The organism is Microbacterium sp. 22296 (genome assembly GCF_052045385.1).
Taxonomy (GTDB): Bacteria; Actinomycetota; Actinomycetes; order Actinomycetales; family Microbacteriaceae; genus Microbacterium.
Genome location: NZ_JBQEOS010000001.1, coordinates 301,291 through 326,196, shown reverse-complemented (window position 1 = coordinate 326,196; position 24,906 = coordinate 301,291). Strand labels below are relative to the sequence as shown.

At 69.9% G+C, this 24,906-nt stretch carries 19 protein-coding genes; 5 read left to right on the top strand and 14 right to left on the bottom strand.

Features of this window, described 5'->3' with window-relative positions:
- Positions 1 to 36: 36 nt before the first annotated feature.
- The 3 genes from gatB to gatC form a co-directional block, all read right to left on the bottom strand.
- Complete coding sequence (gene gatB, locus ACTJJP_RS01545; RefSeq protein ID WP_440773292.1) at positions 37 to 1,554, bottom strand: Asp-tRNA(Asn)/Glu-tRNA(Gln) amidotransferase subunit GatB; 1,518 nt, start codon at positions 1,552 to 1,554, stop codon at positions 37 to 39.
- Entirely contained in the window at positions 1,554 to 3,095 is a 1,542-nt protein-coding gene (gatA, locus tag ACTJJP_RS01540) for an Asp-tRNA(Asn)/Glu-tRNA(Gln) amidotransferase subunit GatA (RefSeq protein ID WP_440773291.1), read from the bottom strand. The genes gatB and gatA overlap by 1 nt, the downstream gene beginning before the upstream one ends.
- 64 nt (positions 3,096 to 3,159) lie before the next feature.
- Entirely contained in the window at positions 3,160 to 3,459 is a 300-nt protein-coding gene (gatC, locus tag ACTJJP_RS01535; protein WP_440773290.1) for an Asp-tRNA(Asn)/Glu-tRNA(Gln) amidotransferase subunit GatC, read from the bottom strand.
- A gap of 156 nt (positions 3,460 to 3,615) precedes the next feature.
- Here gatC and ACTJJP_RS01530 point away from each other — a divergent pair, with 156 nt between their 5' ends.
- Positions 3,616 to 5,295, top strand: coding sequence for a long-chain-fatty-acid--CoA ligase (locus ACTJJP_RS01530; RefSeq protein WP_440773289.1), 1,680 nt, complete (start codon positions 3,616 to 3,618; stop codon positions 5,293 to 5,295).
- Positions 5,296 to 5,346: 51 nt separating this feature from the next.
- Here the strand turns inward: ACTJJP_RS01530 and ligA are convergent, their stop codons facing one another.
- From ligA to ACTJJP_RS01515, 3 genes are all read right to left on the bottom strand, one after another.
- Positions 5,347 to 7,950 carry an NAD-dependent DNA ligase LigA gene (ligA, locus tag ACTJJP_RS01525; RefSeq protein WP_440773288.1) on the bottom strand — a complete coding sequence of 868 codons (2,604 nt, stop codon included), beginning with the start codon at positions 7,948 to 7,950 and terminating at the stop codon, positions 5,347 to 5,349.
- Positions 7,951 to 8,135: 185 nt separating this feature from the next.
- Positions 8,136 to 9,233, bottom strand: coding sequence for a tRNA 2-thiouridine(34) synthase MnmA (gene mnmA, locus ACTJJP_RS01520; RefSeq protein WP_440773287.1), 1,098 nt, complete (start codon positions 9,231 to 9,233; stop codon positions 8,136 to 8,138).
- Positions 9,234 to 9,242: 9 nt separating this feature from the next.
- The gene (locus tag ACTJJP_RS01515) at positions 9,243 to 10,427 is read right to left on the bottom strand and encodes a cysteine desulfurase family protein (RefSeq protein WP_440773286.1); all 1,185 of its coding nucleotides are present in this window, start codon (positions 10,425 to 10,427) and stop codon (positions 9,243 to 9,245) included.
- Between the two features lie 47 nt (positions 10,428 to 10,474).
- Here ACTJJP_RS01515 and glgX point away from each other — a divergent pair, with 47 nt between their 5' ends.
- From glgX to glgB, 3 genes are all read left to right on the top strand, one after another.
- Positions 10,475 to 12,553 carry a glycogen debranching protein GlgX gene (gene glgX, locus ACTJJP_RS01510; protein ID WP_440773285.1) on the top strand — a complete coding sequence of 693 codons (2,079 nt, stop codon included), beginning with the start codon at positions 10,475 to 10,477 and terminating at the stop codon, positions 12,551 to 12,553.
- Positions 12,554 to 12,738: 185 nt separating this feature from the next.
- On the top strand, positions 12,739 to 14,706 hold the full coding sequence (locus ACTJJP_RS01505; protein ID WP_440773669.1) for a maltotransferase domain-containing protein: 1,968 nt from the start codon (positions 12,739 to 12,741) through the stop codon (positions 14,704 to 14,706).
- Positions 14,703 to 16,841, top strand: a complete 2,139-nt coding sequence (gene glgB, locus ACTJJP_RS01500; RefSeq protein ID WP_440773284.1) for a 1,4-alpha-glucan branching protein GlgB — start codon at positions 14,703 to 14,705, stop codon at positions 16,839 to 16,841. The genes ACTJJP_RS01505 and glgB overlap by 4 nt, the downstream gene beginning before the upstream one ends.
- Positions 16,842 to 16,920: 79 nt before the next feature.
- Here the strand turns inward: glgB and ACTJJP_RS01495 are convergent, their stop codons facing one another.
- Complete coding sequence (locus ACTJJP_RS01495) at positions 16,921 to 17,856, bottom strand: tetratricopeptide repeat protein (RefSeq protein WP_440773283.1); 936 nt, start codon at positions 17,854 to 17,856, stop codon at positions 16,921 to 16,923.
- Positions 17,853 to 19,655 (bottom strand): glycosyl transferase, encoded by a 1,803-nt coding sequence (locus ACTJJP_RS01490; protein WP_440773282.1) that lies wholly within the window; start codon positions 19,653 to 19,655, stop codon positions 17,853 to 17,855. The genes ACTJJP_RS01495 and ACTJJP_RS01490 overlap by 4 nt, the downstream gene beginning before the upstream one ends.
- A 172-nt stretch (positions 19,656 to 19,827) precedes the next feature.
- Between ACTJJP_RS01490 and ACTJJP_RS01485 the strand changes: the two genes are divergently transcribed.
- Positions 19,828 to 20,901, top strand: a complete 1,074-nt coding sequence (locus ACTJJP_RS01485; RefSeq protein ID WP_440773281.1) for an AI-2E family transporter — start codon at positions 19,828 to 19,830, stop codon at positions 20,899 to 20,901.
- A 2-nt stretch (positions 20,902 to 20,903) separates the two neighbouring features.
- On the opposite strand, the gene ACTJJP_RS01480 is transcribed toward ACTJJP_RS01485, so the two are convergent.
- The 6 genes from ACTJJP_RS01480 to frr form a co-directional block, all read right to left on the bottom strand.
- Positions 20,904 to 21,626 (bottom strand): alpha/beta hydrolase, encoded by a 723-nt coding sequence (locus tag ACTJJP_RS01480; RefSeq protein WP_440773280.1) that lies wholly within the window; start codon positions 21,624 to 21,626, stop codon positions 20,904 to 20,906.
- Positions 21,626 to 21,913, bottom strand: a complete 288-nt coding sequence (locus ACTJJP_RS01475) for a hypothetical protein (protein ID WP_440773279.1) — start codon at positions 21,911 to 21,913, stop codon at positions 21,626 to 21,628. The genes ACTJJP_RS01480 and ACTJJP_RS01475 overlap by 1 nt, the downstream gene beginning before the upstream one ends.
- A 9-nt stretch (positions 21,914 to 21,922) precedes the next feature.
- Positions 21,923 to 22,552: a transglycosylase SLT domain-containing protein gene (locus ACTJJP_RS01470; protein ID WP_440773278.1), complete on the bottom strand. Its 630-nt coding sequence runs from the start codon at positions 22,550 to 22,552 to the stop codon at positions 21,923 to 21,925.
- Between the two features lie 133 nt (positions 22,553 to 22,685).
- Positions 22,686 to 23,258: a DivIVA domain-containing protein gene (locus tag ACTJJP_RS01465; protein ID WP_440773277.1), complete on the bottom strand. Its 573-nt coding sequence runs from the start codon at positions 23,256 to 23,258 to the stop codon at positions 22,686 to 22,688.
- Positions 23,255 to 24,304 (bottom strand): phosphatidate cytidylyltransferase, encoded by a 1,050-nt coding sequence (locus tag ACTJJP_RS01460; RefSeq protein ID WP_440773276.1) that lies wholly within the window; start codon positions 24,302 to 24,304, stop codon positions 23,255 to 23,257. The genes ACTJJP_RS01465 and ACTJJP_RS01460 overlap by 4 nt, the downstream gene beginning before the upstream one ends.
- 5 nt (positions 24,305 to 24,309) lie before the next feature.
- On the bottom strand, positions 24,310 to 24,864 hold the full coding sequence (gene frr / locus ACTJJP_RS01455; RefSeq protein ID WP_055954162.1) for a ribosome recycling factor: 555 nt from the start codon (positions 24,862 to 24,864) through the stop codon (positions 24,310 to 24,312).
- Positions 24,865 to 24,906: the final 42 nt, after the last annotated feature.

Sequence of the window (24,906 nt, the reverse complement as noted above, 5' to 3'; positions counted from 1 at the left end):
CCGTCCGAGACGGCAGGAGTCGTGGCATCCGGTGTCTTACAGCGCGGCGGCGCGCTCCAGAACGAGCTCACGCACGCGCGCGGCGTCGGCCTGACCTCTCATGGCCTTCATGACCGCACCGATGACGGCGCCGGCAGCCTGCACCTTGCCGTCGCGGATCTTCGCGAGCACGTCGGGCTGGGCGGCGAGGGCGGTGTCGATCGCGGCGATGAGCGCTCCGTCGTCGGAGACGACCGCGAGACCGCGCGCGTCGACGACCTCTTGCGGGGTTCCTTCGCCGGCGATGACGCCCTCGAGCACCTGGCGCGCGAGTTTGTCGGTGAGGGTCCCCGCGTCCACGAGCTTCTGCAGCGCGGCGACGTTCTCGGGCGAGACCAGGTCGGCAGCGTCTCGCTCCTGGGTGTTGGCCACGCGGGTGATCTCACCGGTCCACCACTTGCGAGCAGAGGCGGGAGCGGCCCCGGCGGCGATCGTGTCGGCGACGGCGTCGAGCAGCCCGCCGTTCGCGACGTCCTGGAACTCGAGGTCGGTGAAGCCCCACTCGGCCTTCAACCGGCGACGGCGGGCGGCCGGCGGTTCGGGAAGGGCTGCGCGCAATTCCTCGATCAGCTCCGCGGCGGGGACCACGGGCAGCAGGTCGGGCTCCGGGAAGTAGCGGTAGTCGTCGGCATCCGACTTCGGACGACCCGGAGAGGTGCGCCCGGTGTCTTCGTGCCAGTGCCGCGTCTCCTGCGTGATGGTGCCGCCCTTCGCGAGGATCGCGGCCTGACGCTGGATCTCGTACCGCACCGCGCGCTCGACCGAACGCATCGAGTTGACGTTCTTCGTCTCGGTGCGGGTGCCGAGCTTCTCCTGGCCGCGGGGACGCAGCGAAACGTTCGCGTCGCAGCGGAGGTTTCCGCGCTCGAGCTTGGCCTCCGAGATGCCGAGGCCGCGCACGATGTCGCGGATCGTCGCGACGTACGCCTTCGCCAGCGCGGGGGCGGAGTGCTCCGCACCGAAGATCGGCTTGGTCACGATCTCGACGAGAGGAACGCCGGCGCGGTTGTAGTCGACGAGCGAGTACTCCGCGCCCTGGATGCGACCGGTCGCGCCCCCCATGTGGGTGAGCTTGCCGGCGTCCTCCTCCATGTGCGCGCGCTCGATCGGGACCGTGACGATCGTGCCGTCTTCGAGCTCGACCTCGACCGATCCCTCGAAGGCGATCGGCTCGTCGTACTGCGAGATCTGGTAGTTCTTGCCGAGGTCGGGGTAGAAGTAGTTCTTCCGCGCGAACCGGCTCGACGGGGCGATCGAGCAACCGAGGGCGAGGCCCAGGCTGATCGAGGAGCGGATGGCCTCGGCGTTGACCACCGGGAGGGCACCCGGCAGCCCCATGTCGACCGGCGCGACGAGGGTGTTCGGCTCTGCGCCGTGGTTCGCCTCGTGCGCGGGGTTGGGCGCCGCGGAGAACATCTTCGTCGCGGTGTTCAACTCGACGTGCACCTCGAAGCCGAGGACGGGCTCGAACAGTTCGAGCGCCTCATCGAAGTCCATCAGGGCGTCTTTCGCCATCAGATCATTCCTGCTTTCGGTCCCTGAGCCTGTCGAAGGGTGAGAGAGGGGGCCTTGTCGAGCAGCGGGGCGCCCCACTGGTCCACCAGCACCGCTTCGAGCGCCGCGCCGACACGGTACAGACGGGCGTCTTCGCGAGCGGGGGCGAGGAACTGGATGCCGACCGGCAGACCGTCCTCCGCGGCGAGGCCGCTGGGGATCGAGATGCCGGGGACGCCCGCGAGGTTCGCGGGGATCGTGGTGACGTCGTTGAGGTACATCTGCAGCGGGTCGTCGATCTTCTCGCCGAGGCGGAACGCGGTGGTCGGCGCCGACGGGGTGGCGATCACGTCGACCTGGCCGAAGGCGGCGTCGAAGTCCTGCTGGATCAGCGTGCGCACCTTCTGGGCGCTGCCGTAATAGGCGTCGTAATAGCCCGCCGACAGGGCGTAGGTACCGAGGATGATGCGGCGCTTGACCTCGGGGCCGAAGCCGGCGTCGCGCGTCGCGGCCATGACGTTCTCGACGGTCGGGGTGCCCTGCGGCGTCACCCTCATGCCGAAGCGCACCGAGTCGAACTTCGCCAGGTTGCTCGACGCCTCGGCGGGGAGGATCAGGTAATACGCGGCGACGCCGTACTCGAAGTGCGGCGCGCTGATCTCGACGATCTCGGCACCATGGTCCTCCATGGCCGCCAGCGACGCGCGGAAGGAGTCCGACACGCCCTTCTGGAAGCCGCGGTCGTCGAGCTCGCGGATGACGCCGACCTTCAGGCCCTTCAGGACCTCGCCGTTCGCCCCCTCGCGGGCGGCGGCGGCGAACGAGGGCCACGCGTCGGACAGCGAGGTCGAGTCGTGCGCGTCGTACCCGCCGATGACGTCGTGCAGCAGTCCCGCGTCGAGCACGGTGCGGGCGACCGGGCCCACCTGGTCGAGGCTGGATGCCAGCGCGATCGCGCCATAGCGGCTGACTCCGCCGTACGTGGGCTTGAGGCCCACCGTGCCGGTGACGTGCGCGGGCTGGCGGATCGAACCGCCCGTGTCGGAGCCGAGGGCGAGAGGCGCCTCGAAGGCCGCGACCGCCGCAGCCGACCCACCGCCGGAGCCTCCGGGGATGCGGTCGAGGTCCCACGGGTTGCGCGTCGGGCCGTAGGCCGAGAATTCGGTGGAGGATCCCATCGCGAACTCGTCCATGTTGGTCTTGCCCAGCGGCACCAGGCCCGCGGCGCGTGAGCGCGAGACGACCGTGGCGTCGTAGGGCGACATGTACCCCTCGAGGATCTTCGATCCGCTCGTGGAGGGCATGTCGGTCGTGACGAGCACGTCTTTGACGGCCAGGGGAACACCGGCCAGCTCGTGCAGCTGCTCACCGGCAGCGCGACGGCGGTCGATGTCTCGTGCGACGTCGAGGGCGTGGTCGCTGACGTGGAGGAAGGCGTGGACGTCACCGTCGACGGCGGCGATGCGGTCGAGGTGCGCCTGCGTGGCTTCGACGCTGGACACCTCGGATGCCGAGAGCCTCGCGGCCAGCTGGGCGGCGGTCAGGCGGGTGAGATCACTCATCGTCGGTGCTCCTTCGTCGCGGAGGCGGTGCGCACGCGGTCGGTGGTCGAGGCGGCGTCGCCGGTCACTGTTCCTCCCCCAGGATCGCGCTGACGCGGAAGCGCCCGTCGGCCTGGTCGGGCGCGTTCTGCAGCACCTGCTCGCGCGTGAGCTGCTGCTGCACGACGTCGGGACGGAAGACGTTCTCGAGCGGGATCGGGTGGCTCGTCGCGACGACATCCGGGGTCGCGACCTCGGACACCTTCGCGATGTTGTCGACGATGGCATCCAGTTGGCCGGTGAGGCTCTGCACCTCTTCGTCGCTCAACTGGATCCGAGCGAGCACACCGAGATGGCGCACGAGATCAGGAGTGATTTCAGACACCCGTCGAGTCTAGTTCGCGCGTCGACGGCACTCGGGACCGCTGTGGATCCCTCACGCACCGATTCCCTCGCCTCCCCACGGACGGGTGCGGGATCGTTCCGCCCCGGCTGTGGACGGGTCGGGCGACGGACGCGACCCACGTCTTAGGCTGACCGGGTGACGAGCTTCGATCCGCCGCGACCCTGGACCACGAGCTACGCCGCGGGGGTGCCGGAAGACCTGCCGCCGCAGAGCGGTTCGCTCATCGACATCGTCGAGGCGTCCGTCCGCGATTACCCGGATGCCCCTGCCCTGCAGTTCTTCGGACGCGAGACGAGCTACGCCGAACTCTCCGACCAGATCGCCCGCGCGGCCGGCGCCCTCGCGGCCCACGGCGTCCGCGCGGGGGATCCCGTCGCCATCGTGCTGCCGAACTGTCCGCAGCACATCGTCGCCTTCTACGCTGTGCTCCGCCTCGGCGCGGTGGTCGTCGAGCACAATCCGCTCTACACCCCGCGGGAACTGCGCAAGCAGTTCGAAGATCATGGCGCGAAGCACGCGATCGTGTGGAGCAAGATCGTCGCGACGGTGCAGGAGTTCCCGGCCGATCTCCGCGTCGACACGCTCGTCTCGGTCGATGTGACCCGCGCGATGCCGTTGAAGACGCGTCTGGCCCTGCGACTCCCCGTCGCCCGGGCGCGGGAGTCGCGTTCGGCACTCCACGCGAAGACGAAGGGCGCGACCGAGTGGGACGCTCTCGTCCGCAACCCGGCGCTTCCGGCCACGCATCCCCGCCCCGCGGCCGACGACCTCGCGATCATCCAGTACACGAGCGGCACGACGGGCACCCCGAAGGGTGCCATGCTCACCCACGCGAACCTCCTCGCGAACGCCGCTCAGGCGCGGGCCTGGGTTCCACAGATCGTCCGCGGCGAGGGCTGCGTGGTCTACGCGGTCCTGCCCATGTTCCACGCCTACGGCCTCACGCTGTGCCTCACGTTCGCCATGTCGATGGGCGCGCGTCTGGTGCTCTTCCCGAAGTTCGACCCCGATCTGGTGCTCGCCGCGACGAAGAAGCACCCGGCCACGTTCCTCCCCCTCGTGCCCCCCATCGCCGACCGCCTCCTGACGGCCGCGCAGGAGCGGGGCGTCTCGCTCGCGGGCACAGACGTGGCCATCTCGGGCGCCATGGCTCTGCCGCACGAGCTCGTCGTGCCGTTCGAGAAGGCCACGGGCGGATTCCTCGTCGAGGGCTACGGCCTCAGCGAGTGCTCCCCCGTGCTGATGGCGAACCCGGTCGCCGACAATCGCGTCGCCGGTACGGTCGGGCTACCCCTGCCGGGAACGGAGTGCCGGGTCGTCGACCCCGACGACCCTCACACCGACGTCGAGCGCGGCGAACTCCTCGTGCGCGGGCCGCAGGTGTTCCGCGGGTACTACGGCAAGCCCGAAGAGACCGCGGCGGTGTTCGTCGACGACTGGTTCCGCACGGGTGACATCGTCACGATCGACGAGGCGGGCTTCGTCCGCATCGTCGACCGCATCAAGGAATTGATCATTACGGGCGGGTTCAACGTCGCCCCGACCGAGGTCGAGAGCGTGCTGCGTCAGCACCCGTCCGTGACCGATGTCGCGGTCGTGGGGCTGCCCGACGAGCATTCCGGCGAGCAGGTCGTCGCGGCGGTCGTCGCCTCGGACCCCGACACGTTCGACGGGGAAGCCGTCCGCGCGTTCGCGCGCGGGATCCTGACGCCCTACAAAGTGCCCAAGCGCGTCGTCGTCGTGGAGGATCTCCCGCGCTCGCTCATCGGCAAAGTGCTGCGCAGGGAGGTGCGGGACAGGCTGCTGTCGGACTGAGCCGTCGAGCGGGAGCTGTCGCGCCCCGGCATCGACCCCGCCCGAAGGCGCTCACTCGGGGGAACCGCCATCGTTCTCATCGGCCGTGTTCTCATCGGCCGTGCTCTCATCGGCCGTGTTCTCGCCGGTGGCGTTCTCGCCGGTCGTCTCCCCTTCGGTCGTGTTCTCGTCGGTCGTGTCCCCCTCGGTTGTGTTCTCACCGGCCGAGACCTCGCCGTCCGAGACCTCGCCGTCCGAGACCTCGCCCGTCGCGTTCCCGCCGGCCGCATCTTCACCACCGTCGAGCGCCGCGGGACCCTGCTCGACGAGGATGCGGAACTGTGCGGCATCCAGAATCCGCAGCCCGAGCTCTTCGGCCTTTGCCAGTTTGGACCCGGCCCCCGGGCCCGCCGCGACGAAGTCGGTCTTCTTCGACACGCTCGACGCCGCCTTGCCGCCGGCGGAGATGATCGCCTCCTGCGCGCCCTCGCGCGTGTAGCCCTCGAGCGAACCCGTCGCCACCACCGTGATGCCCGCCAGCACTCCGCCCGCGGTTGCCGCGGCTCCCGGGCCGGGATGGCCCGGGATCGAGAAGCGCACGCCGGCGCCCTGCCACCGGTCGACGATCTCTCGGTGCCAGTCGACCTCGAACCAGTCGATCACCGCATCGGCGATGATGCCGCCCACCCCTTCAACGGCGGCGAGCTCGTCGCGCGAGGCAGTACGTATGGCGTCGAGCGAGCCGAACCACTGCGCGAGGGCGCGGGCGGCAACCGGTCCGACATGACGGATGTTGAGCGATACGAGCAGACGCCAGAGGTCTTTCGTCTTGGCCTTCTGGAGCTCGGCGACCAGCTTGATGGCCTGTTCCGACGGGAGCACCTCGCGGAAGTCTTTCCGGATGCCGCGGCGTCGCCGTTCAGCGGCGTCGAGGTCTTCGCTGCCCGGCGGGTACGACGCGGGGCCGAGCTTCTGGAAGGGAGCTCGTCGCACCAGTTCGCCGGTGTCGGGATCGATCTTGCGCTCGCCGGTTTCGGACTCGCGGACGACCACCTCGATGGGCACGAGTTCCTCGATCGTCAGGTCGAACAACCCGGCCTCCGTGTCGAGGGGCGGTCGCTCGGGCACCTCGGGCTGTGTGAGGGCTGCGGCCGTGACCTCGCCGAGGGCCTCGATGTCGAGGGCGCCGCGCGAGCCGATGTGCTCGACCCGCCCTCGCACCTGCGCGGGGCACGACCGCGCGTTGGGGCACCGCAGATCGATGTCACCCTCCTTCGCGGGCCGCAGCGGCGTGCCGCACTCGGGGCAGTCGGCGGGCATGACGAAGGCGCGCTCGCTCCCATCGCGCAGCTCGACCACTGGCCCGAGCACCTCGGGAATGACGTCGCCGGCCTTGCGCAGCACGACGGTGTCGCCGATGAGGACGCCCTTCACCTTCACGACGTCCTGGTTGTGCAGGGTGGCCTGCCGCACGACGCTGCCCGCCACCTTCGCCGGCTCCATCACGGCGAACGGCGTCGCCCTGCCCGTCCGCCCGACCGAGACGACGATGTCGAGCAGCTTCGTGTTGACCTGTTCCGGCGGGTACTTGTAGGCGATGGCCCAGCGCGGAGCGCGGCTGGTCGCCCCGAGCTCGTCGTGAAGCGCGAGTTCGTCGACCTTGACGACGACGCCGTCGATCTCGTGCTCGACGTCGTGCCGGTGCTCACCGTGCTGAGCGACGAACGAGAGGACGCCGTCGATGCTCGACTCGACCCGGCTGTACGGGGACGTGGGCAATCCCCACGACCCGAGGAGATCGTAGATCTCGCTCTGCGCGGCCACGGGCGGGTCGGGCCACGCGCCGATCCCGTGGACGTAGAGCGCGAGCGAATCGATGCGGGCCAGACCCGCTTCGAGCTCGAGCCCGGACTTCTTCTCGATCTGCTGACGGAGTCCGCCGCTCGCGGCATTCCGCGGATTGGCGAACGCGGGGAAGCGTCGGGCGGCGGCGATCTCGGCCTTCTCGTCGTCGAAGGCGCGCGCACCCCGACGGCCCGCCGCGCGTTCGCGGGCCTCGGCGACCGCGCGATCGCGGTACTCCCCCTGCAGACGGTTGAGGTTCTCGAACTTCGCGACCGGGATGAAGACCTCGCCGCGTACCTCGACGAGCGCCGGGTGGCCCTCGCCGCTCAGCCGGCGCGGGACCCCCGACACGCGCAGGGCATTGTCGGTCACGATCTCGCCGACACGCCCGTCGCCGCGGGTCGCCGCCGAGGTCAGTTCGCCGTTCTCGTAGCGCAGGCTGATCGCCAGGCCGTCGATCTTGAGTTCGCTGAGCCAGTGCACCTTCCGCCCGGCGGCGGCCTCGGTCTTGACCGCCCACTCGCGCAGCTCGTCGGGTGAGAAGACGTTGTCGAGGCTGAGCATGCGCTCGGCGTGCTCGATGGTGGCGAGGTCGGTCGCCTCGGCCGCGCCCACCGACAGGGTCGGGCTGTCCTGCCCCTGCAGCTCGGGGTGCAGCCGTTCGAGGGCTTCGAGCCGGTGCATCCAGCCGTCGTAGGTGGAGTCGTCGACGAGCTCGGCGTCGCGCCCGTAATACGCCTCGCGCGCACCGACGATGCGCTGGGTGAGGTCGGCTGCCTCGACACGAGCGTCGTCGAGGGAAAGGTCGGGAAGCTGGTCGGGGGAAGTCACCGTCTCAGCTTAGGGACGGGCTCCGACATCGTCCGGGGGCCTTGCTGTGTCGGAATGGCCCGGCGCCCGGGTGACGAGCGAAGGGCCCGGGACGAAAGGAGGACCCCCAACGGAGACGGCACCGGCCGCTCATCCACCGCCCTCCCACGATCACACCTGCCGGGTCGAAAACGGAAGGCCCCGGCTCAGGCGTCGACCGGAACCGCAGACACGGTCCGGTCGATCGTGAACTGCCCGACCACGCGCGTGCCGTCGTAGAGCACCGCCGTCTGCCCGGGCGCGACGCCGTCGAAGGGCGTGTCGGGGCGCACCGTGAGCAGGTCGTCCACGAGCGACGCGACCGCCGGGACGGGGTCGGCGTGGGCTCGGATCTGCACGTCGCAGGCGAACGACTCGGTCGACGGTGCGCGTCCGGCCCAGGTGAAACGCTCCCCCGCGATCTCGGAGCAGGCGAGCGCCTCTTTCGGGCCGACCACGACGGTGTTGTTCACCGGCCGCACCTCGAGCACGAAGCGGGGCTTTCCGTCGGCCGCCGGAACGCCCAGCTGCAGACCGCGGCGCTGTCCGACGGTGAAGGCGTGAGCGCCCTCGTGAGAACCGATCACGGCGCCGGTGCGGTCGAGGATCTCACCGCGCTCCGCCCCCACCCTGTCGGCGAGCCATCCGCGCGTGTCGCCATCGGGGATGAAGCAGATGTCATGACTGTCGGGCTTCTGCGCCACCGAGAGTCCGCGCGCTTCCGCCTCCGCGCGCACGAGCGCCTTGGACGGCGTGGACCCCAGGGGGAAGTAGGTGTGCGCGAGCTGCTCGGCGGTGAGCACGCCCAGCACGTACGACTGGTCCTTGGCGTTGTCGGACGCGCGGTGCAGTTCGCGACCCGCGGGCGTGTCGACGAGCGTGGCGTAGTGCCCCGTGCACACGGCGTCGAAGCCGAGCTCGAGCGCGCGCTCCAGCAGGGCGGCGAACTTGATCTTCTCGTTGCACCGCATGCAGGGGTTCGGGGTGCGACCGGCGCGGTACTCGGCCACGAAGTCGTCGATCACGTCGTCGCGGAAGCGCTCCGAGAAGTCCCACACGTAGAACGGCATCCCGAGCTTGTCGGCGGCGCGGCGCGCGTCCATCGCGTCCTCGATCGTGCAGCATCCGCGACTGCCCGCGCGAAGGGTGCCTCCGGCGCGCGAGAGCGCGAGGTGCACTCCGACGACGTCGTGTCCCGCCTCGACGGCCCGGGCCGCCGCCACCGCGGAGTCGACCCCACCACTCATCGCCGCCAGAACTCGCATCGACCCAGTCTACGAACGTGGCGCTGAACGAGCGCCGGATGCCACGGCGCGGGCGTACGCCTCGGGCAGGCGGGCGAGCACGGCGTCCACGTCGGACGGGGTGGAGGTGTATCCGAGGGTGAAGCGCAGCACCGAACGCGCCGCCCGATCGTCGAGGCCGAGGGCCAGGACGACGTGCGACGGCTCGGCCACGCCGGCTTGGCACGCCGATCCCGTCGACACCGCGATCCCCGCCATGTCGAGCAGGAACAGCAGCGTCTCGCCGGCGGCATCCGGGAACAGCACGTGCGCGTTCCCGGGAAGCCGACCGTCGGGGTCGCCCAGCAGACGCGCCCGCGGAATCGACGAGCGGATGCCGTCGACCAACCGCTCGCGGAGGGCGACGACCCGCTCCGACTCACGCACGCGTTCGGCCTCGGCGGCGTGGGCCGCCGCAGCGAACGCGGCCGCCCCCGCCACATCCTGGGTCCCGGCGCGCAGACCCCGCTGCTGGCCGCCGCCGTGCATCAGAGGCGTCAGCCGCGCGTGCCGGGACACCACCGCCGCGCCCACTCCGACGGGACCTCCGACCTTGTGTGCCGAGACCGACATCGCCGCGAGACCCCCGGGGGTCGTGCCTCCCCCGCGCCATGCGGCGAAGTCGACCGCGACCTGCCCCAGCGCGGAGACGGCATCGAGGTGCAGGGGTACGCCGGCCTCGGACGCCACGCGGGCCAGGGCAGCGGCATTCTGAAGGGTCCCCACCTCGTTGTTGGCCACGACTGCGGTGGCGAGGCCGGCCCCGGGCAGGGCGGCGCCGAAGGCTTCGGCGTCGATCCGGCCGAGCCCGTCCAGCGGCACGGCGCGGACGATCGCCCGCTCGGCCGCGGCGAGCCAGGCGACGACGTCGAGCGTGGCGTGGTGCTCTCCGTCGGGGAGCACCACGGCATCCGTCCCCTCGGTCCGCGACCACCACAGGCCCTTCAGGGCGAGGTTGGCGGCCTCCGTGCCGCCGGAGGTGAACACGATCTCGATGGGTTGGCAGCCGAGCACCTCCGCGAGCTGGTCCCGGGCGTCTTCGAGCAGACGACGCGACGCCTGGCCCGCTCCGTGGATGGATGACGGATTGCCTATCACCCGGTGCGCGTCGAGCCACGCGTCGCGGGCTTCCGGGCGCAGGGGCGTGGTCGCGGCGTGATCGAGGTAGACCTGCACCCTACGTCCCCCTCACGCTGTCCGCTGCCTTCACTACCCTAAGACGCATGGTCCGCACCGAGCCCGCCCTGGCGACCCCTCCCGCTCTGCTGAGCCCCGCGTTCGACGACCTCGGTGTGCGCCTCGGCCCCGACGGCGGAACGCTGCGCGTCTGGTCCGCGTCGGCTGATGCGATGCAATTGCTGATCTTCGACGACGTCGATCTCGACTGGGCCACCGAGACGATCGCCCTCTCCCCCGTCGGCGGCGGAGTCTTCGAGGCCACCACGCCGCTGCTGCGGCCCGGCGCGCGCTACGCCATCCGCGTCGGAGGTCCGCACGGTGCGGGCCACACCTTCAACCCGCAGTCGCTGCTCATCGATCCCTACTCGCGCGGACTCGTGTCGGGCAGCTTCGGCGACTGGCGTTCGGTGGTGGTCGACGGATCCTTCGACTGGGGCTCCTCGGCCAAGCCGCGGGTGCCGCTGGATCGCACGGTCATCTACGAGGGGCATGTGAAAGGCCTGACCAAGCGGCATCCGTTCATCCCCCCGGCCCTGCACGGCACGTACGCGGGCCTCGCACACCCCGCGATGATCGAGCACCTGCTCTCGCTCGGCGTCACCAGCGTCGAGCTGCTGCCCGTGCACGCCTTCGCGACCGAACCGCGCCTGCTCCAGCTCGGACTCACCAACTACTGGGGATACAACTCGCTGAACTTCTTCACCCCGCACGCGCCGTACGCCACCGCGGCCAACCGTGCGGAGGGGCCCGAGGCCGTGCTCCGCGAGTTCAAAGGGATGGTCAAGCTGCTGCACGAGGCGGGGCTCGAGGTCATCCTCGACGTCGTCTACAACCACACCGCCGAAGAGGGACTCGGCGGACCGCGCACGAGCCTGCGCGGCATCGACAACCGGTCGTACTACCGTCAGACGGCCGAGGGCGCGTACATCGACGAGACCGGGTGCGGCAACGCCGTCAACACCTCGACCGATGCCGCGGCCCGTCTCGTGCTCGACTCGGTGCGCTACTGGTCCGAGGAGGTGCAGATCGACGGATTCCGCTTCGATCTCGCGGTGACCCTCGGCCGCGACGAGCGGCATTCGTTCACCCCCGATCACCCGCTGCTGACCGCCATCCGCGAGGAAGCCGCCGTGTCGGGAACGAAGCTCATCGCCGAGCCGTGGGACGTCGGGATGGGTGGCTGGCAGACCGGCAACTTCGGCGACGGCTGGCTCGAATGGAACGACCGCTACCGCGACCGCGTCCGCAACTTCTGGCTGAGCGACATCGACTACGCCCGTCGCGCCGACACCGCCCCGGTCGGGATCGGCGGGTTCGCCACGCGTCTGGCCGGCTCCTCGAACACCTTCAGCGAGGAGCGGGGACCGCTCGCGAGCGTCAACTTCGTCACGGCGCACGACGGCTTCACCCTGCGCGATCTCGTGTCGTACGACGTCAAGCACAACCTCGGCAACGGAGAGCAGAACCGTGACGGGGCCGACACGAACCGCTCGTTCAATCACGGGGCCGAGGGGCCGACCGACGACGAACGCGTGCTCGCCACACGGCGGACGGCGATGCGGAACCTGATGGGCACGCTCCTGCTCTCGGCGGGCGTGCCGATGATCACCGCCGGCGACGAGATGGGTCGCACGCAGCGCGGCAACAACAACGCCTACTGTCACGACTCGGCCCTCACCTGGCTGTCGTGGGAGATGGCGCCGTGGCAGCGCGACCTCTTCGCCCACACGCAGAGACTGCTCCAGCTCCGTCGCGAGAATCCGGCGTTGCGTCCCCAGCGCTTCGCGCGGCTCGGGGAGGAGATCCCCTCGGCCTCGGTGATGGAATGGTTCGACGAGCACGGCCAGACCATGTCGAGCGACCGGTGGAACGACCCGGCCCACCGCACGCTGCAGTACCTCGCGACCTCGACTCCCGAGCTCGAGGCGCCCAACCGCGTGCTGCTGGTCATCCACGGCACGGAGCGCCCGACCGACATCGTGCTCCCCGACCTCGACGACGCCGTGTTCGTCGAGCTGTGGTCCAGTGCCGACGAGACGCCCTCCGACGCCCGCACGACGTTCGCGCCGGGCGATGTCATCCCCCTCGCAGGTGCGTCGATGCGTCTGTTCCGCGTCGACTGATCACGCGTCGCTGTCAAGGCCGTACGAAACGATGCGGCAACGTCGGCGCCCCGCGGTAGGTTCGGACCGTGGCCACCACGACGACTCCCTCGCCCGAGCTGCCCTGGCGCAGCGCCGCCTCGATCCCCGTGCGTGCGGTGAAGCCGACGCCCACGTCCCGCCGCGTGGTCACACCGCGCATCCCGATGGCGCTTCCGCATCCGAGCGTGCCCGGCGGAGCCTTCCGCCCGTCGGCCTACGTCGGTGAAGCCGTGCCGTTCACGGTCACCGCCTTTCGCGAGGGGCACGATCGCATCGGTGTCAACGTGCGCCTGTTCTCGCCCTCAGGCGACGAGTCGCTGCATCGCCTCAGTCCCCTCGACGACGGATTCGACCGCTGGTCCGTCGTGGTGGTCCCGCTCGAGCAGGGCGTGTGGCGGTTCCGGTTCGAGTCCTTCGCCGACGACTTCGCGACGTGGGAGCACGCCGCCGAGGTGAAGATCGCCGCCGGTGTCGACAGCGCGCTCATGCGTGAGATGGGTGCGGCCCTCTTCGACCGCGCGCGCGGAGAGAAGAAGCGCCCCGGCGCCGACAAGGACGCGCTCTACGAGGCCGCACGCGCGCTGCGCGACCCGGAGGTCCACGACGACGTCGCCCTGTCGATCGTGCGCGATCCCGCGATCGCCGCGCTGTTCGCCGCGCGCCCGATGATGGGCCTGGTCTCGGTCGGCCGCGAGGCCGAGCTGCTCGTCGAGCGCGAGCGCGCGGGTGTCGGCGCCTGGTACGAGTTCTTCCCGCGCTCCGAGGGCGCGACGCGCGCGGAAGACGGCTCGGTGGTCAGCGGCACGTTCCGCACCGCCGTCGACCGTCTCCCCGGCGTCGCCGGCATGGGATTCGACGTGCTCTACCTGCCGCCCATCCATCCGATCGGCGAGACCAACCGCAAGGGTCCCAACAACACCCTGGTCACCCAGCCGGGCGACCCGGGTTCGCCGTGGGCCATCGGCGGTGCCGCGGGCGGTCACGACACGGTCCACCCCGACCTCGGCACCCTCGACGACTTCCGGGCGTTCGTGGCGGCGGCGCGCGAGAACGGCCTCGAGATCGCCCTCGACCTCGCGCTCCAGGCCTCGCCCGACCACCCCTGGGTCGCGGAGCACCCCGAATGGTTCACGACACTGCCCGACGGGTCCATCGCGTTCGCCGAGAACCCGCCGAAGAAGTACCAGGACATCTACCCGGTCAACTTCGACAACGACCCCGACGGCATCCGGGCCGAGGTGCTGCGCATCGTGCGCCACTGGATCGCCCAGGGGGTGACCATCTTCCGTGTCGACAACCCGCACACCAAGCCCCTGCAGTTCTGGGAGTGGCTCATCGCCACGGTCAGCGCCGAGGAGCCCGACGCGGTCTTCCTCGCGGAGGCCTTCACGCGCCCCGCTCCCATGCAGGGCCTGGCCATGGCCGGTTTCCAGCAGAGCTACACGTACTTCACCTGGCGGAACACGAAGGAGGAGCTCGAGGAGTTCCTCAGCGCCCTGGCCCACGAGACCGACGATTTCCTGCGTCCGAACCTCTTCGTGAACACCCCCGACATCCTCACCGAGTACCTGCAGTACGGCGGTCGGCCGGCGTACAAGATCCGCGCCGCCATCGCCGCGACCGCTGCGCCGACGTACGGCGTGTACGCGGGGTACGAACTCATCGAGAACGTCGCGCGCCCGGGTTCCGAAGAGAACATCGACAACGAGAAGTACGAGTACAAGTTCCGCGACTGGGAGGGCGCCGAGGCCTCCGGCCACTCGATCGCCCCGTACCTGCGCATGCTCAACGCGGCGCGACGGGCCCACCCGGCGCTCCGCCAGCTGCGCAACCTCGACGTGCACTGGAGCGACGACGACGCGATCCTGGTGTACTCCAAGCACCTGCCCGCCGCGTTGTCGCCGACCGGCGCCTCCGACACGATCATCGTCGTGGCCAACGTCGACCCGCATTCCGCCCGAGAGACGACCGTCCACCTCGACACGACCGTCTTCGGCATCGAGCCGGGCGCGTCGTACGACGTCGAAGACCTCGTGACCGGCCAGGTGTGGACCTGGGCCGACCACAACTTCGTGCGTCTCGACGCCTTCAACGAGCCCGTGCACATCCTGCACGTCAAGGAGAACCGATGACCCCGCTTCCCGCTGAGATCCTGGATGCCGTCGCCCACGGTGCCCACCACGACCCGCACAGCGTGCTGGGCGTGCACGAGAGCGGCGACGGATGGGTGATCCGTTCGCGGCGTCCCCTCGCTCGCGAGGTCGTCGCCGAGTTCCCCGACGGTCGGAGCGTGGCGTTGGAGCACCTGCGCGGTGGCATCTGGGAGGCGCACACCGAGGACTTCCCCGGTGCGTACGTCGTGCGCGCGAGCTACGAGGGCGCGGAGCACGTCGCCGACGACGGCTACCGGCATGCGCCCTCCATCGGCGAACTCGATCTCCACCTCGTCTCGGAGGGGCGCCACGAAGAGCTGTGGCGCGTCCTCGGAGCGCACGTGCGCGAACTCGACGGTTCCCAGGGCGTGGCTTTCACGGTCTGGGCACCTGACGCGCGCGCTCTGCGCGTGATCGGCGACTTCAACGGCTGGGACGGCTCGGGCAGCGCGATGCGCTCGATGGGCGGCAGCGGCGTGTGGGAGGTGTTCATCCCGGCCATCGGGGCGGGCACCCGGTACAAGTTCGAGATCCTCACCCGCGGCGGTCAGTGGATCGAGAAGGCCGACCCGATGGCGCGCCTCGCCGAGGTGCCGCCCGCGACGGCGTCGGTCGTCACCGAGTCGGACTACAGCTGGTCGGACGACGCGTGGATCGCGCACCGCTCCTCCACCGCCCCGATCGATCGCCCGATGTCGATCTACGAGCTGCACCTCGGTTCGTGGAAGCAGGGTCTGTCGTACCGTGACGCGGCCGATCAGATCATCGACTACGTGGGCGCGCAGGGCTTCACGCACGTCGAGTTCCTCCCCCTGTCCGAGCATCCCTTCGGCGGATCGTGGGGTTATCAGGTGTCCGGGTACTACGCGCCGACCAGCCGCTTCGGAAACCCCGACGACCTGCGGTACTTGATCGACCGCCTGCACCAGGCCGACATCGGCGTCATCATGGACTGGGTGCCCGGGCACTTCCCCAAAGACGACTTCGCCCTCGCCCGCTTCGACGGCGAAGCGCTCTACGAGCACCCCGACCCGCGCCGCGGCGAGCACAAGGACTGGGGAACGCTGATCTTCGACTACGGCCGCAACGAGGTGCGCAACTTCCTCGTCGCGAACGCGCTGTACTGGTTCGAGGAGTTCCACGTCGATGGACTCCGCGTGGATGCCGTGGCATCCATGCTCTATCTCGACTACTCCCGCAACGACGGAGAATGGGCGCCCAACCAGTTCGGCGGCCGCGAGAACCTCGAGGCGATCCGCTTCCTCCAGGAGGTGAACGCGACTTCGTACAAGCGCTACCCGGGCATCGCTCTCATCGCCGAAGAATCGACCAGCTTCCCCGGAGTGACCGCGCCGACCTCTGCGGCGGGTCTGGGCTTCGGCTTCAAGTGGAACATGGGCTGGATGAACGACTCGCTGCAGTACATCGGGCGTGACCCCATGTACCGCTCGCATCACGAAGGAGAACTGTCGTTCTCGTTCGTCTACGCCTTCAGCGAGAACTTCATCCTGCCGATCAGCCACGACGAGGTCGTGCACGGCAAGGGCAGCCTCTTCGGACGGATGCCGGGAGATCACTGGCAGAAACTTGCGAACATGCGCGCGTTCCTCGCGTACATGTGGGGCCATCCGGGCAAGCAGCTGCTGTTCATGGGCCAGGAATTCGGCCAGATGTCGGAGTGGTCCGAGTCGCGCAGCCTCGACTGGTGGATGCTCGACCAGCCCGCGCACCGGCAGCTGCACGACTTCGTCGCCGAGCTCAACCGCGTCTACAAGGACCAGGCTGCCCTGTGGTCGCGCGATCACGACGGCGCCGCGTTCTCGCGCCTCGGCGCTCCGGCGTGGAACCCGAACGTGCTCGCCTTCGCTCGCCGCGACCACCACGGCAACACCGTCGCCGTCATCTGCAACTTCTCGGGTGTCCCCCTCGGCGACTTCCCGCTCGACCTCCCCGAGGCGGGCACGTGGACCGAGGTGTTGAACAGCGACGCCGGGGCGTTCGGCGGGTCCGGTCAGGGCAACCTCGGCGCCGTGACGACTGACGCGCGCGGCAACGCGACGTTGACGCTCCCGCCGCTCGGCGTGCTCTGGCTGCACCACCGCGCCGACGCCTGACACCTGAACGACGAAGGCCCCGTCCTCGGACGGGGCCTTCGTGCGTGGCGCGCGGGCGATGATCCGCCGCGTTCTGGGGTCAGAAGAGCAGGGATGCCAAGCGGGTGCGCGCGCGGATGACGCGGGCGTCGTCGTCGCCGACGAGGCCGAACAGCTCGAGCAGACGCTCCCGCACGGGGGCGCGCTCGTCCGTGGGAAGCACCGAGAACAGTTCGAGCAGTCGCCCGAACGCGTCGTCGACGTGCCCGCCGACGACATCGAGGTCGGCGACGAGCAACTGCGCCTCGATCCCGGTGGGCGACGCTGCGGCAGCCGCGCGTGCGGCCTGCAGATCAGCGTCCTGTACGCGAGCGAGCAGGCGCACCTGCCCGAGACCGGCGCGGGCGTCGGCATCGCGGGGATCCTCGACGAGGGCCTTCTCGTAGGCGGCCACGGCGCGGGCGTAGTCGCCCTCCTCGATGGCGGCGAACGCCTCGGCGTGCAGCGGCGGGAGGGGCTCTTCGCCGGGCGCCTCTGCGGGCGCAGCCCCCTCTGCCGGCACGGTACCCGTCACACCGTGCTGAGCGGCGAGCTGCAGGAGCTGGGCGAACACCTCGCGAACCTGCTCCTCGGGCACTGCCCCCGTGAACAGCGGAACGGGCTGGCCCGCGACGAGCGCGAGGACCATCGGGATGGACTGCGCGCGGAAACCCTGCGCCAGCTGCGGGTTGGCGTCGACGTCGACCTTGGCGAGGACGAGGCGTCCGCCGAGCTCGGTGACGACCTTCTCGAGCACGGGACTCAGCTGCTTGCACGGCGCGCACCACTCGGCCCACAGGTCGATGACGACCGGAACGGTGCGCGAGAGCTCGAGCACGTCGCCGAAAGTGGCATCCGTCACATCGAAGACGAGGGGGGTCACCCCGCCGCTCGCCGGGGCGTCGGCAGACGCGGGCGCGGGCGGCTGCGGGCGGTTGCGCAGCGACGAGAGGTCGACGGCACCGCGCAGGACGGAACCGGGGGCGGGAGTGCTCACGGGGACACCTTCGCTTCGAGGAGGCTGGATCGGTAACCGAGCAGGCGGATCTGATCCTCCGAGCCCTGGCTGGGCACGTAGAAGAACACCTGGTCGGAGTAGGTCGTGGTGAATCCGGTCGCGGACTGGTCGACCCCGGTGAGGGCCTTGACCGCGGGGTTGTTGTCGAGCTTGATGACCGCGTCGGCGTTGGTCGGCTTCGCGGTGTCGCTCTCGTAGACGTTGACCGCGACGATCGCACCGGTGTCGAGCGTCGCGAGGGCGATCGGGGTCGCGGGTCCGGCGGACGCCGCGAAGCTGATCTCCGCCGTTCCCGCACCCGTCTGATTCAACTCGTCGGTGCGCTTCGTCTTGTTGTCCTGGATCGCCGACAGCAGCAGGTCGTTGGCGGTGTCGAACATCGACCACGACGCGCTGTTCTGCCCGTTGTTGATGATGTCGGCGTATGCCGCGGCGACCTTCTCGGGTGCCAGCACGAGGAAGCTCGAGTCCGGCGGCACCTGCGTCGCTCCGACGTAGGGGGCGGCGAGCTCGGGCAGATTGGTGGAAGCCTCGAGGTTGCCGACGTAGGACGCCTTGTACTCGTCCCAGGGCGTCTCCTGCGTCATCATCATGATCGTCGTCGTCGGCGTCGCGGCATCCGCGGACTCCACGACGGTCATGAGCGTGCGCGGCCAGGCGCCCGTGGTCTGCGGGAGCACGATCTGCACCGGCTCGGCGGGGATCGCCGGCAGCGCGGCCCGGTCGGGGATCGCCGCACGCAGGGTGTAGTTGGTCTGCCGTTCGGCCAGCGCCGGACCGGCGAGGCGCTCCGCAGCAGCCGTCGCGTCGAGGGCGGCATCCGCCTGCGCGACGGTCGACGACACGCGCGACACGATGCGCTGCGCCTGCGCCTCGGTGACGGCGGGCGGGAACTGCCCCTCGGGGACGATCACGGTCGGTGTGGGACTCGGCGTCTCCGGAGCGGCGAACTGCGGCCACGCGTCGGCGGAGCAGCCCGCGAGGAGGGCGACCGAGACGCCGAGGGCGGGCACCGCGATGAACGCCCGGCGTCCGCCGAGGGCTCCGCGGCCACGCGTCCCGCGTCGGCCGGGACTTTCGCTGATGACGCCCTTCGCGTCAGCATCGCCGACCATCGAGATCGGCTCCGTGACGGGCAAGGGCAACCCCTTGCGGCGCGGACGACGAGAGCGGCGCACGTGCCGGATGCCGAGGAGATAGAGCACGAGGCCGACGAGCAGCACGATGCCCCCACCGACGATGAGGGGACCGGCCCACGGGGTGGAGTCGTCGACGGGCCAGCTGACGCTCACGTTGGCGGGAGCGGGGGCGGTTCCGTCGGAGGCGATGAGGACGCTCATCTCGCTCGGCAACTGCAGGGTGGCCGACAGCGTTCCGGTCTGCTCGTACTCGTCGAGCCACAGGTCGGAGTCGATGGGGCTGCGCCCCGCCGCGGCGGGGGTGGTCGCCGTCACGGTCGGCTCCACCTCACTGGTCTGCACGACGCCCTCGCCGTCGACGGTCACGGCGGTGTAAGGCACGTCCGCGAGCCACGCCCGCATGTCGGCGGTGCGGCCGTAGGCGGCGAACACCTCGCCGTCGCCCTCGACGCGCAGTGTCTGGGCGCCCGGCACGCTGGTCAACAGCGCGCCGTCGACGAGCGTGTACGCCGACGTCCCCTCGGTCTGAACGGTCGCCGAGGCCTCGGACGGGCCCTGGAACACCGTCCTCTGAGCGATTCCGGCACCGATCATGACGGCCGCGATGACGAACGCCACCACAGCCCAGACGAATCTCACGCTTCACACCATCCCCACCGGCAGCTCGGGCGCCACCGAAGAATCGACGTTCCAGAGTATCGGAGGGCGGCTGAAAGTTCTCGGCGAGGCCCGTCGCGCGCAAGGGAGGCCGTCGTCGTCAGTATCCTGACGTCACGGGCACGAACGCCCGCTGAGGCGGGAGTCTTGCGGCATGAAGATCCACAACCCATTCCGGGTCGCACTGCTGGCAACGCTGGGCGTCGGAGTCGGCCTCCTGCTCATCGGCAGTGTGGAGAACCTCTCGACGATCCTCCTCTACGTCGGCACGGCACTGTTCCTGTCCCTCGGGCTCGACCCCGTCGTGTCGTTCCTCGCGAGGCGCGGACTCCCCCGGTGGGCGGCCGTGCTCGTGACGATCCTCGGGGTCCTCGGCATCTTCGCCGGGATCATCGTGATGGTCGTGCCCATCATCGTCGGGCAGATCGCGCAGCTCGTCGTGCAGGTGGAGCAGCTCTTGCAGCCCGATCGCTGGAACGAACTCGTGCGGCAGGTGCAGGACTGGGTATCGGCGAACCTTCCCTGGCTGCGCCTGGACGATGTCTGGGCGGGCGTGCAGCAGTGGATCTCGACCCTCGACGTCGGCTCCATCTCGACCATGGTCGGCAACAGCCTCCTCACCGTCGGCGGAGCGGTGGCGGCGGGCCTGGGCGGCGCGTTCATCGTGCTCATCCTGACCATCTACTTCACGGCATCCACCCCGTCGCTGAAGTCCGCGGTGTACCAACTCGTGCCGGCGTCCAAGCGCGCGCGCTTCATCGAACTCGCCGAGAAGATCACCGACTCCGTGGGTTACTACGTCATGGGCCAGGTCAGCCTGGGCGTCATCAACGGCGTGCTGAGCGCGATCTTCCTATCGATCATCCAGGCGCCGTTCCCCGCCGTGCTCGCGGTGATCGCCTTCTTCTTCTCGCTCATCCCGCTGGTGGGCACGCTCACCGGATCGACGATCATCGTGTTGAGCTGTCTGATCCCGGGGGTCGGGTCGCCCACCATCGCGATCATCGCTCTGGTGTACTACCTCGTCTACATGCAGATCGAGGCGTACGTGATCTCCCCGCGCATCATGAACCGCGCCGTCTCGGTGCCCGGATCCGTCGTCGTCATCTCGGCGCTCGCGGGCGGCGCGCTGCTCAACCTGTTGGGCGCTCTCATCGCCATCCCGGTGGCCGCCAGCATCCTCATCATCTACCGCGAGGTCATCATCCCCCGACAGAACGAGCGCTGAACTCAGTCGGCGACGTCGCCGTCCCACTCGACGGGCAGCGGCAGGGCCTCGGGAGCGACCGCGGCGACGATCTCGGTCAGTACGCGGCGTGTCTGCGTCTCGCCCACCCACAGGTGCTTGCCGCCCTCTACGGCGATGAGTGTGGCATCCGGAACTGCGGCGAAACGCACGCGCGCCTCGTCGGGCCGCAGGTAATCGTCGAACTCGGGCACCAGCACGACCATTCGCCGTGTGTCGCCGGCCCACGCGGCCACCTCGTCGGCGGTCGCGCGATGCAGGGGCGGCGAGAGCAGGATGACGCCCTCGATGTCATGGTCGCGGCCGTACTTCAGCGCCAATTCGGTGCCGAAGGACCAGCCCACCAGCCACGGGCGCGGAAGGCCCCGCTCGCGGACGAAGTCGACCGCGGCGGCCACGTCGAACACCTCGTTCGCTCCCCCGTCGAACGCGCCCTCGCTCGTGCCCCGGGGGGAGGTCGTCCCGCGGGTGTTGAAGCGCAGCACGGCGATGTCGGCGAGGGCGGGAAGGCGACCGGCGGCTTTGCGCAGGATATGCGAATCCATGAACCCACCCGCTGTCGGCAGCGGATGCAGGGTCACGAGCGTGGCGACAGGCGCCCGCTCGACCGGCAGGGCCAGCTCGCCGACGAGGGTGAGGTCGTCGACCGTGTGCAACTCGATGTCTTCCCGACGGGCGGGAAGCACAACGGGTCCGCGAATCTCCATCAGGCGATCCTCCAACAGTGCGTGTGCCAGTGACGACGTGCCGCCAGGTCGGCGGCGTCCCCGAGCACGCCGTCGGCGCGCCAGACGACGAGATGAGCGGTCCCGGTCAGCACCGCACGCCCGCAGCCGGGACAGATGTAGTCCTTCTGCGCCTGCGGGGCGGAGATCGGCTGCACGGTCCACTCGATACCGCGTTTGACCTCGGTGCGCTTCCACCCCGCGATCAAGCGGTCGAGGGAATCGTCGCCGCGATCGGGATCCGGGCGCCGTTTACGGGAACGGGGCATGGATGCCGCTCACCACCAGTGGTTGTTGGTCCAGAACGCGTACGCGCCGGCCCAGCTGCCGTAACGGCCCGTGGCGTAACCGGTGGCCCAGCGCAGGTTGTCCACGGGGTCGTAACCGTTGCCGGGCACCTTGCTGCACGGAAGGGCCTGGACCAGCCCGCACGCCCCGGACGAGCGGTTCGTGGCGTTGGGGTTCCACCCGCTCTCGCGGCTGACGATGTAGTCGACGTAGCCCATGTCTGACTCTGCGATGCCGGCCGCGGCCATCCACTCCGCGGGCGCGCCGCCACCGGTGTAGAACAGGGGGCCCGAGCTGCCCGCCGTCGATTCCGAATCGGACTCGCTCGACGCGGTCGGGGTGGGCGTCGGTGTCGGGGTGGGCTTGGGCTTCACGTAGACGTTGTAGCTGGACCGGTCGAGCTGCGGCGCCTGCTTCTCGCCCAGGGTCGAGACCGCTTGCGTGTCGTCGAGGCCCTCGGCGTAGAGGGTGACCGTCCGCGGCTCGTCGGCCTGGGCGGGCTGCAGCGCGGCCCCCATCGGCCCCACATAGGCCGCGGCGAACAGGACCGCCGCGCACGCACCGAATGCGCCCACGACACCGCGGCGGCGTGACCAGCGAGGGTTGGCTCGACGGGGCATCACCGGAGGGATCACGTCGTGCACCGCCCCGCCGCGACGGGCGACACGGGACGATGAGGTGCGGAGGAGATGCGAACCGGAAGTCACAGTGCGGCCGAGTCTACCGAGGAGCGGCGGGGGGTGTCATCCGCGCTCATCCGACGGCGAGCATCACATCGACGACGGCGTCGAGGACGGCATCGACCTGCGTTTCGCGGTATCCGCCGCGTTGCATCCGGAAGGCGACCGCCCGCACCTGGTCGGGGGTGACGGGGTCGCCCGCCGCGAGATACCGCGCCACGCGATCGGCTACGACGTCGACCTCGTCGACACGGTAGCCGTAACGGAGGATCCCGACGCGCTCGAAGCGCGAGCCTCTCGGACGACGCAGACGGTCGAGGACGACCTGCGCGGTGTTGCGGGTCTCGGCGACCCACGCGCGAGCCCCGAGTCGCGACAGGGCGTGCTCGCGCTCGCGCGCCGCGAAGGCGTCTTCGACGCGTCCGAGGGCGGCATCGACGGCCGTGACCGAGTAGCCCCCTCGCACGAGGGGGAACGCAGCCGCACGGACGTCGGAGGATCGGAGCGTCCCGACGTCATCGCTCTCGAACACTTCGCGCGCACGGGAGAGGAACGTGTCGACGGCACGCTTCTCGTAGCCCTTCGCCCGACCGGAATCGGGGAAAGGGGTCGCCTCGACCTTGTCGTCGATCTGCGTCTCGCTCATGACACTCCCAACGGGGCGAGGAGGTAATAGGTCACCAGGGCGGCCGTGGCCGACGGCAGGATCGAGTCGAGGCGGTCCAGCACACCACCGTGACCGGGAAGCCACGAACTCATGTCCTTGATGCCCAGGTCGCGCTTGACCATCGACTCGCCGAGATCACCGACCGTCGCCGTGGCGAGTACCACGGCACCGAACACCAATCCCGCCCACCACGGAACCTGCAGCATGAACACGGCCAGGAGCGCGCCCGCGACGAGGGCGGCGACGCACGCGCCGGCGAAGCCCTCCCACGTCTTCTTCGGGCTGATGCGGGGGGCCATCGGATGCCGCCCGCCCCGACCGAAGGTGAGTCCCGACACGTAGGCCCCGGTGTCGGCGGCGACGGCCAGGATGATGAAGGCCAGGACCCACCACTCGCCTCGGGTCTGGGCGAGGAGCACGACGGCCATGCTCGTGAGAAAGGGCACGTACAGCTGGACGAAGCCTGCGACCAGGACATCGCCGATCACGTCGATCCGTGGGCGACCGTCCGACGCGATCATCTGGGCGATCACGCGCCACACCACGACGACGACCACCGCGGCGAGGGTCGCGATCCAGTGCACCCAGGGACCGAGGAAGAACCCGCTCAGCAGGAGCGAGGAGCCCATCACGAGCTGCGGAACGACGTCGACGCGACGCCCCGCGACCTGCAGGGCGCGGGAGAACTCGACCACCCCGAGAACCATGGCCGCCCCCGCGAAGAAGACGAAGAGCCACTTCACGAAGATGAGCGACGCGACGAGGACCGCGCCGATACCGACGCCGATCAGCGTCGCGACGATGAGGTCGCGGCCGGTGCGCTGCTTGAGCCGTTCGTTCGCCTGTCCGAACTCCGCGCGCGCGTGGGCGATGTGCTGCTCGGCATCCGTACGCATGGCACGCAACTGCGATTCGATCGCCGCCACGCCCTCACCCGTGATCGGCGAACGGCGCGCGGCCTCTTCCCGACGCGAGCCGGGCGGATCGACCGGCTGATCTCCGCCGGTCTCAGGGGCGTCGGGCATCCGGATCAGACCTCGAGAAGCTCGGCCTCTTTGCGCTTGAGTGCCTCGTCGATCATGTCGACGTGCGTGCGCGTGACGGTGTCGAGCTCCTTCTCGGCGCGCACGAGCTCGTCTTCGCCGACGTCGCTCTTGAGGGCGTCCAGGTCGTCCTTCGCCTTGCGGCGGAGGTTGCGGACCTGGACCTTGGCGTCTTCACCCTTGCCGCGCACGATCTTGACGTACTCTTTGCGGCGGTCCTGGGTGAGCTCGGGCATGGTGACGCGCACGATCGTGCCGTCGTTCGTCGGGTTCACGCCGAGATTCGGCATGTCGCGGATGGCCTGCTCGATCGCCTTCAGCGCCGTCTTGTCGTACGGGTTGATGACGAGCGTGCGGGCCTCGGGGTTGTTCAGCGACGCGAGCTGCGCGAGGGGTGTCGGCGACCCGTAATAGTCGACCAGCACCTTCTGGAACATCTGGGGGTTCGCGCGCCCGGTACGGACGGTCGCGAAGTCCTCCTTGGCGGCCTCAACAGCGCGATCCATGCGCGCTCCGGCATCGGCGAGGACATCGGCGATCACGGTGACTCCATTCGTTGGGACTGACATCTCAGTCTAGTCGCG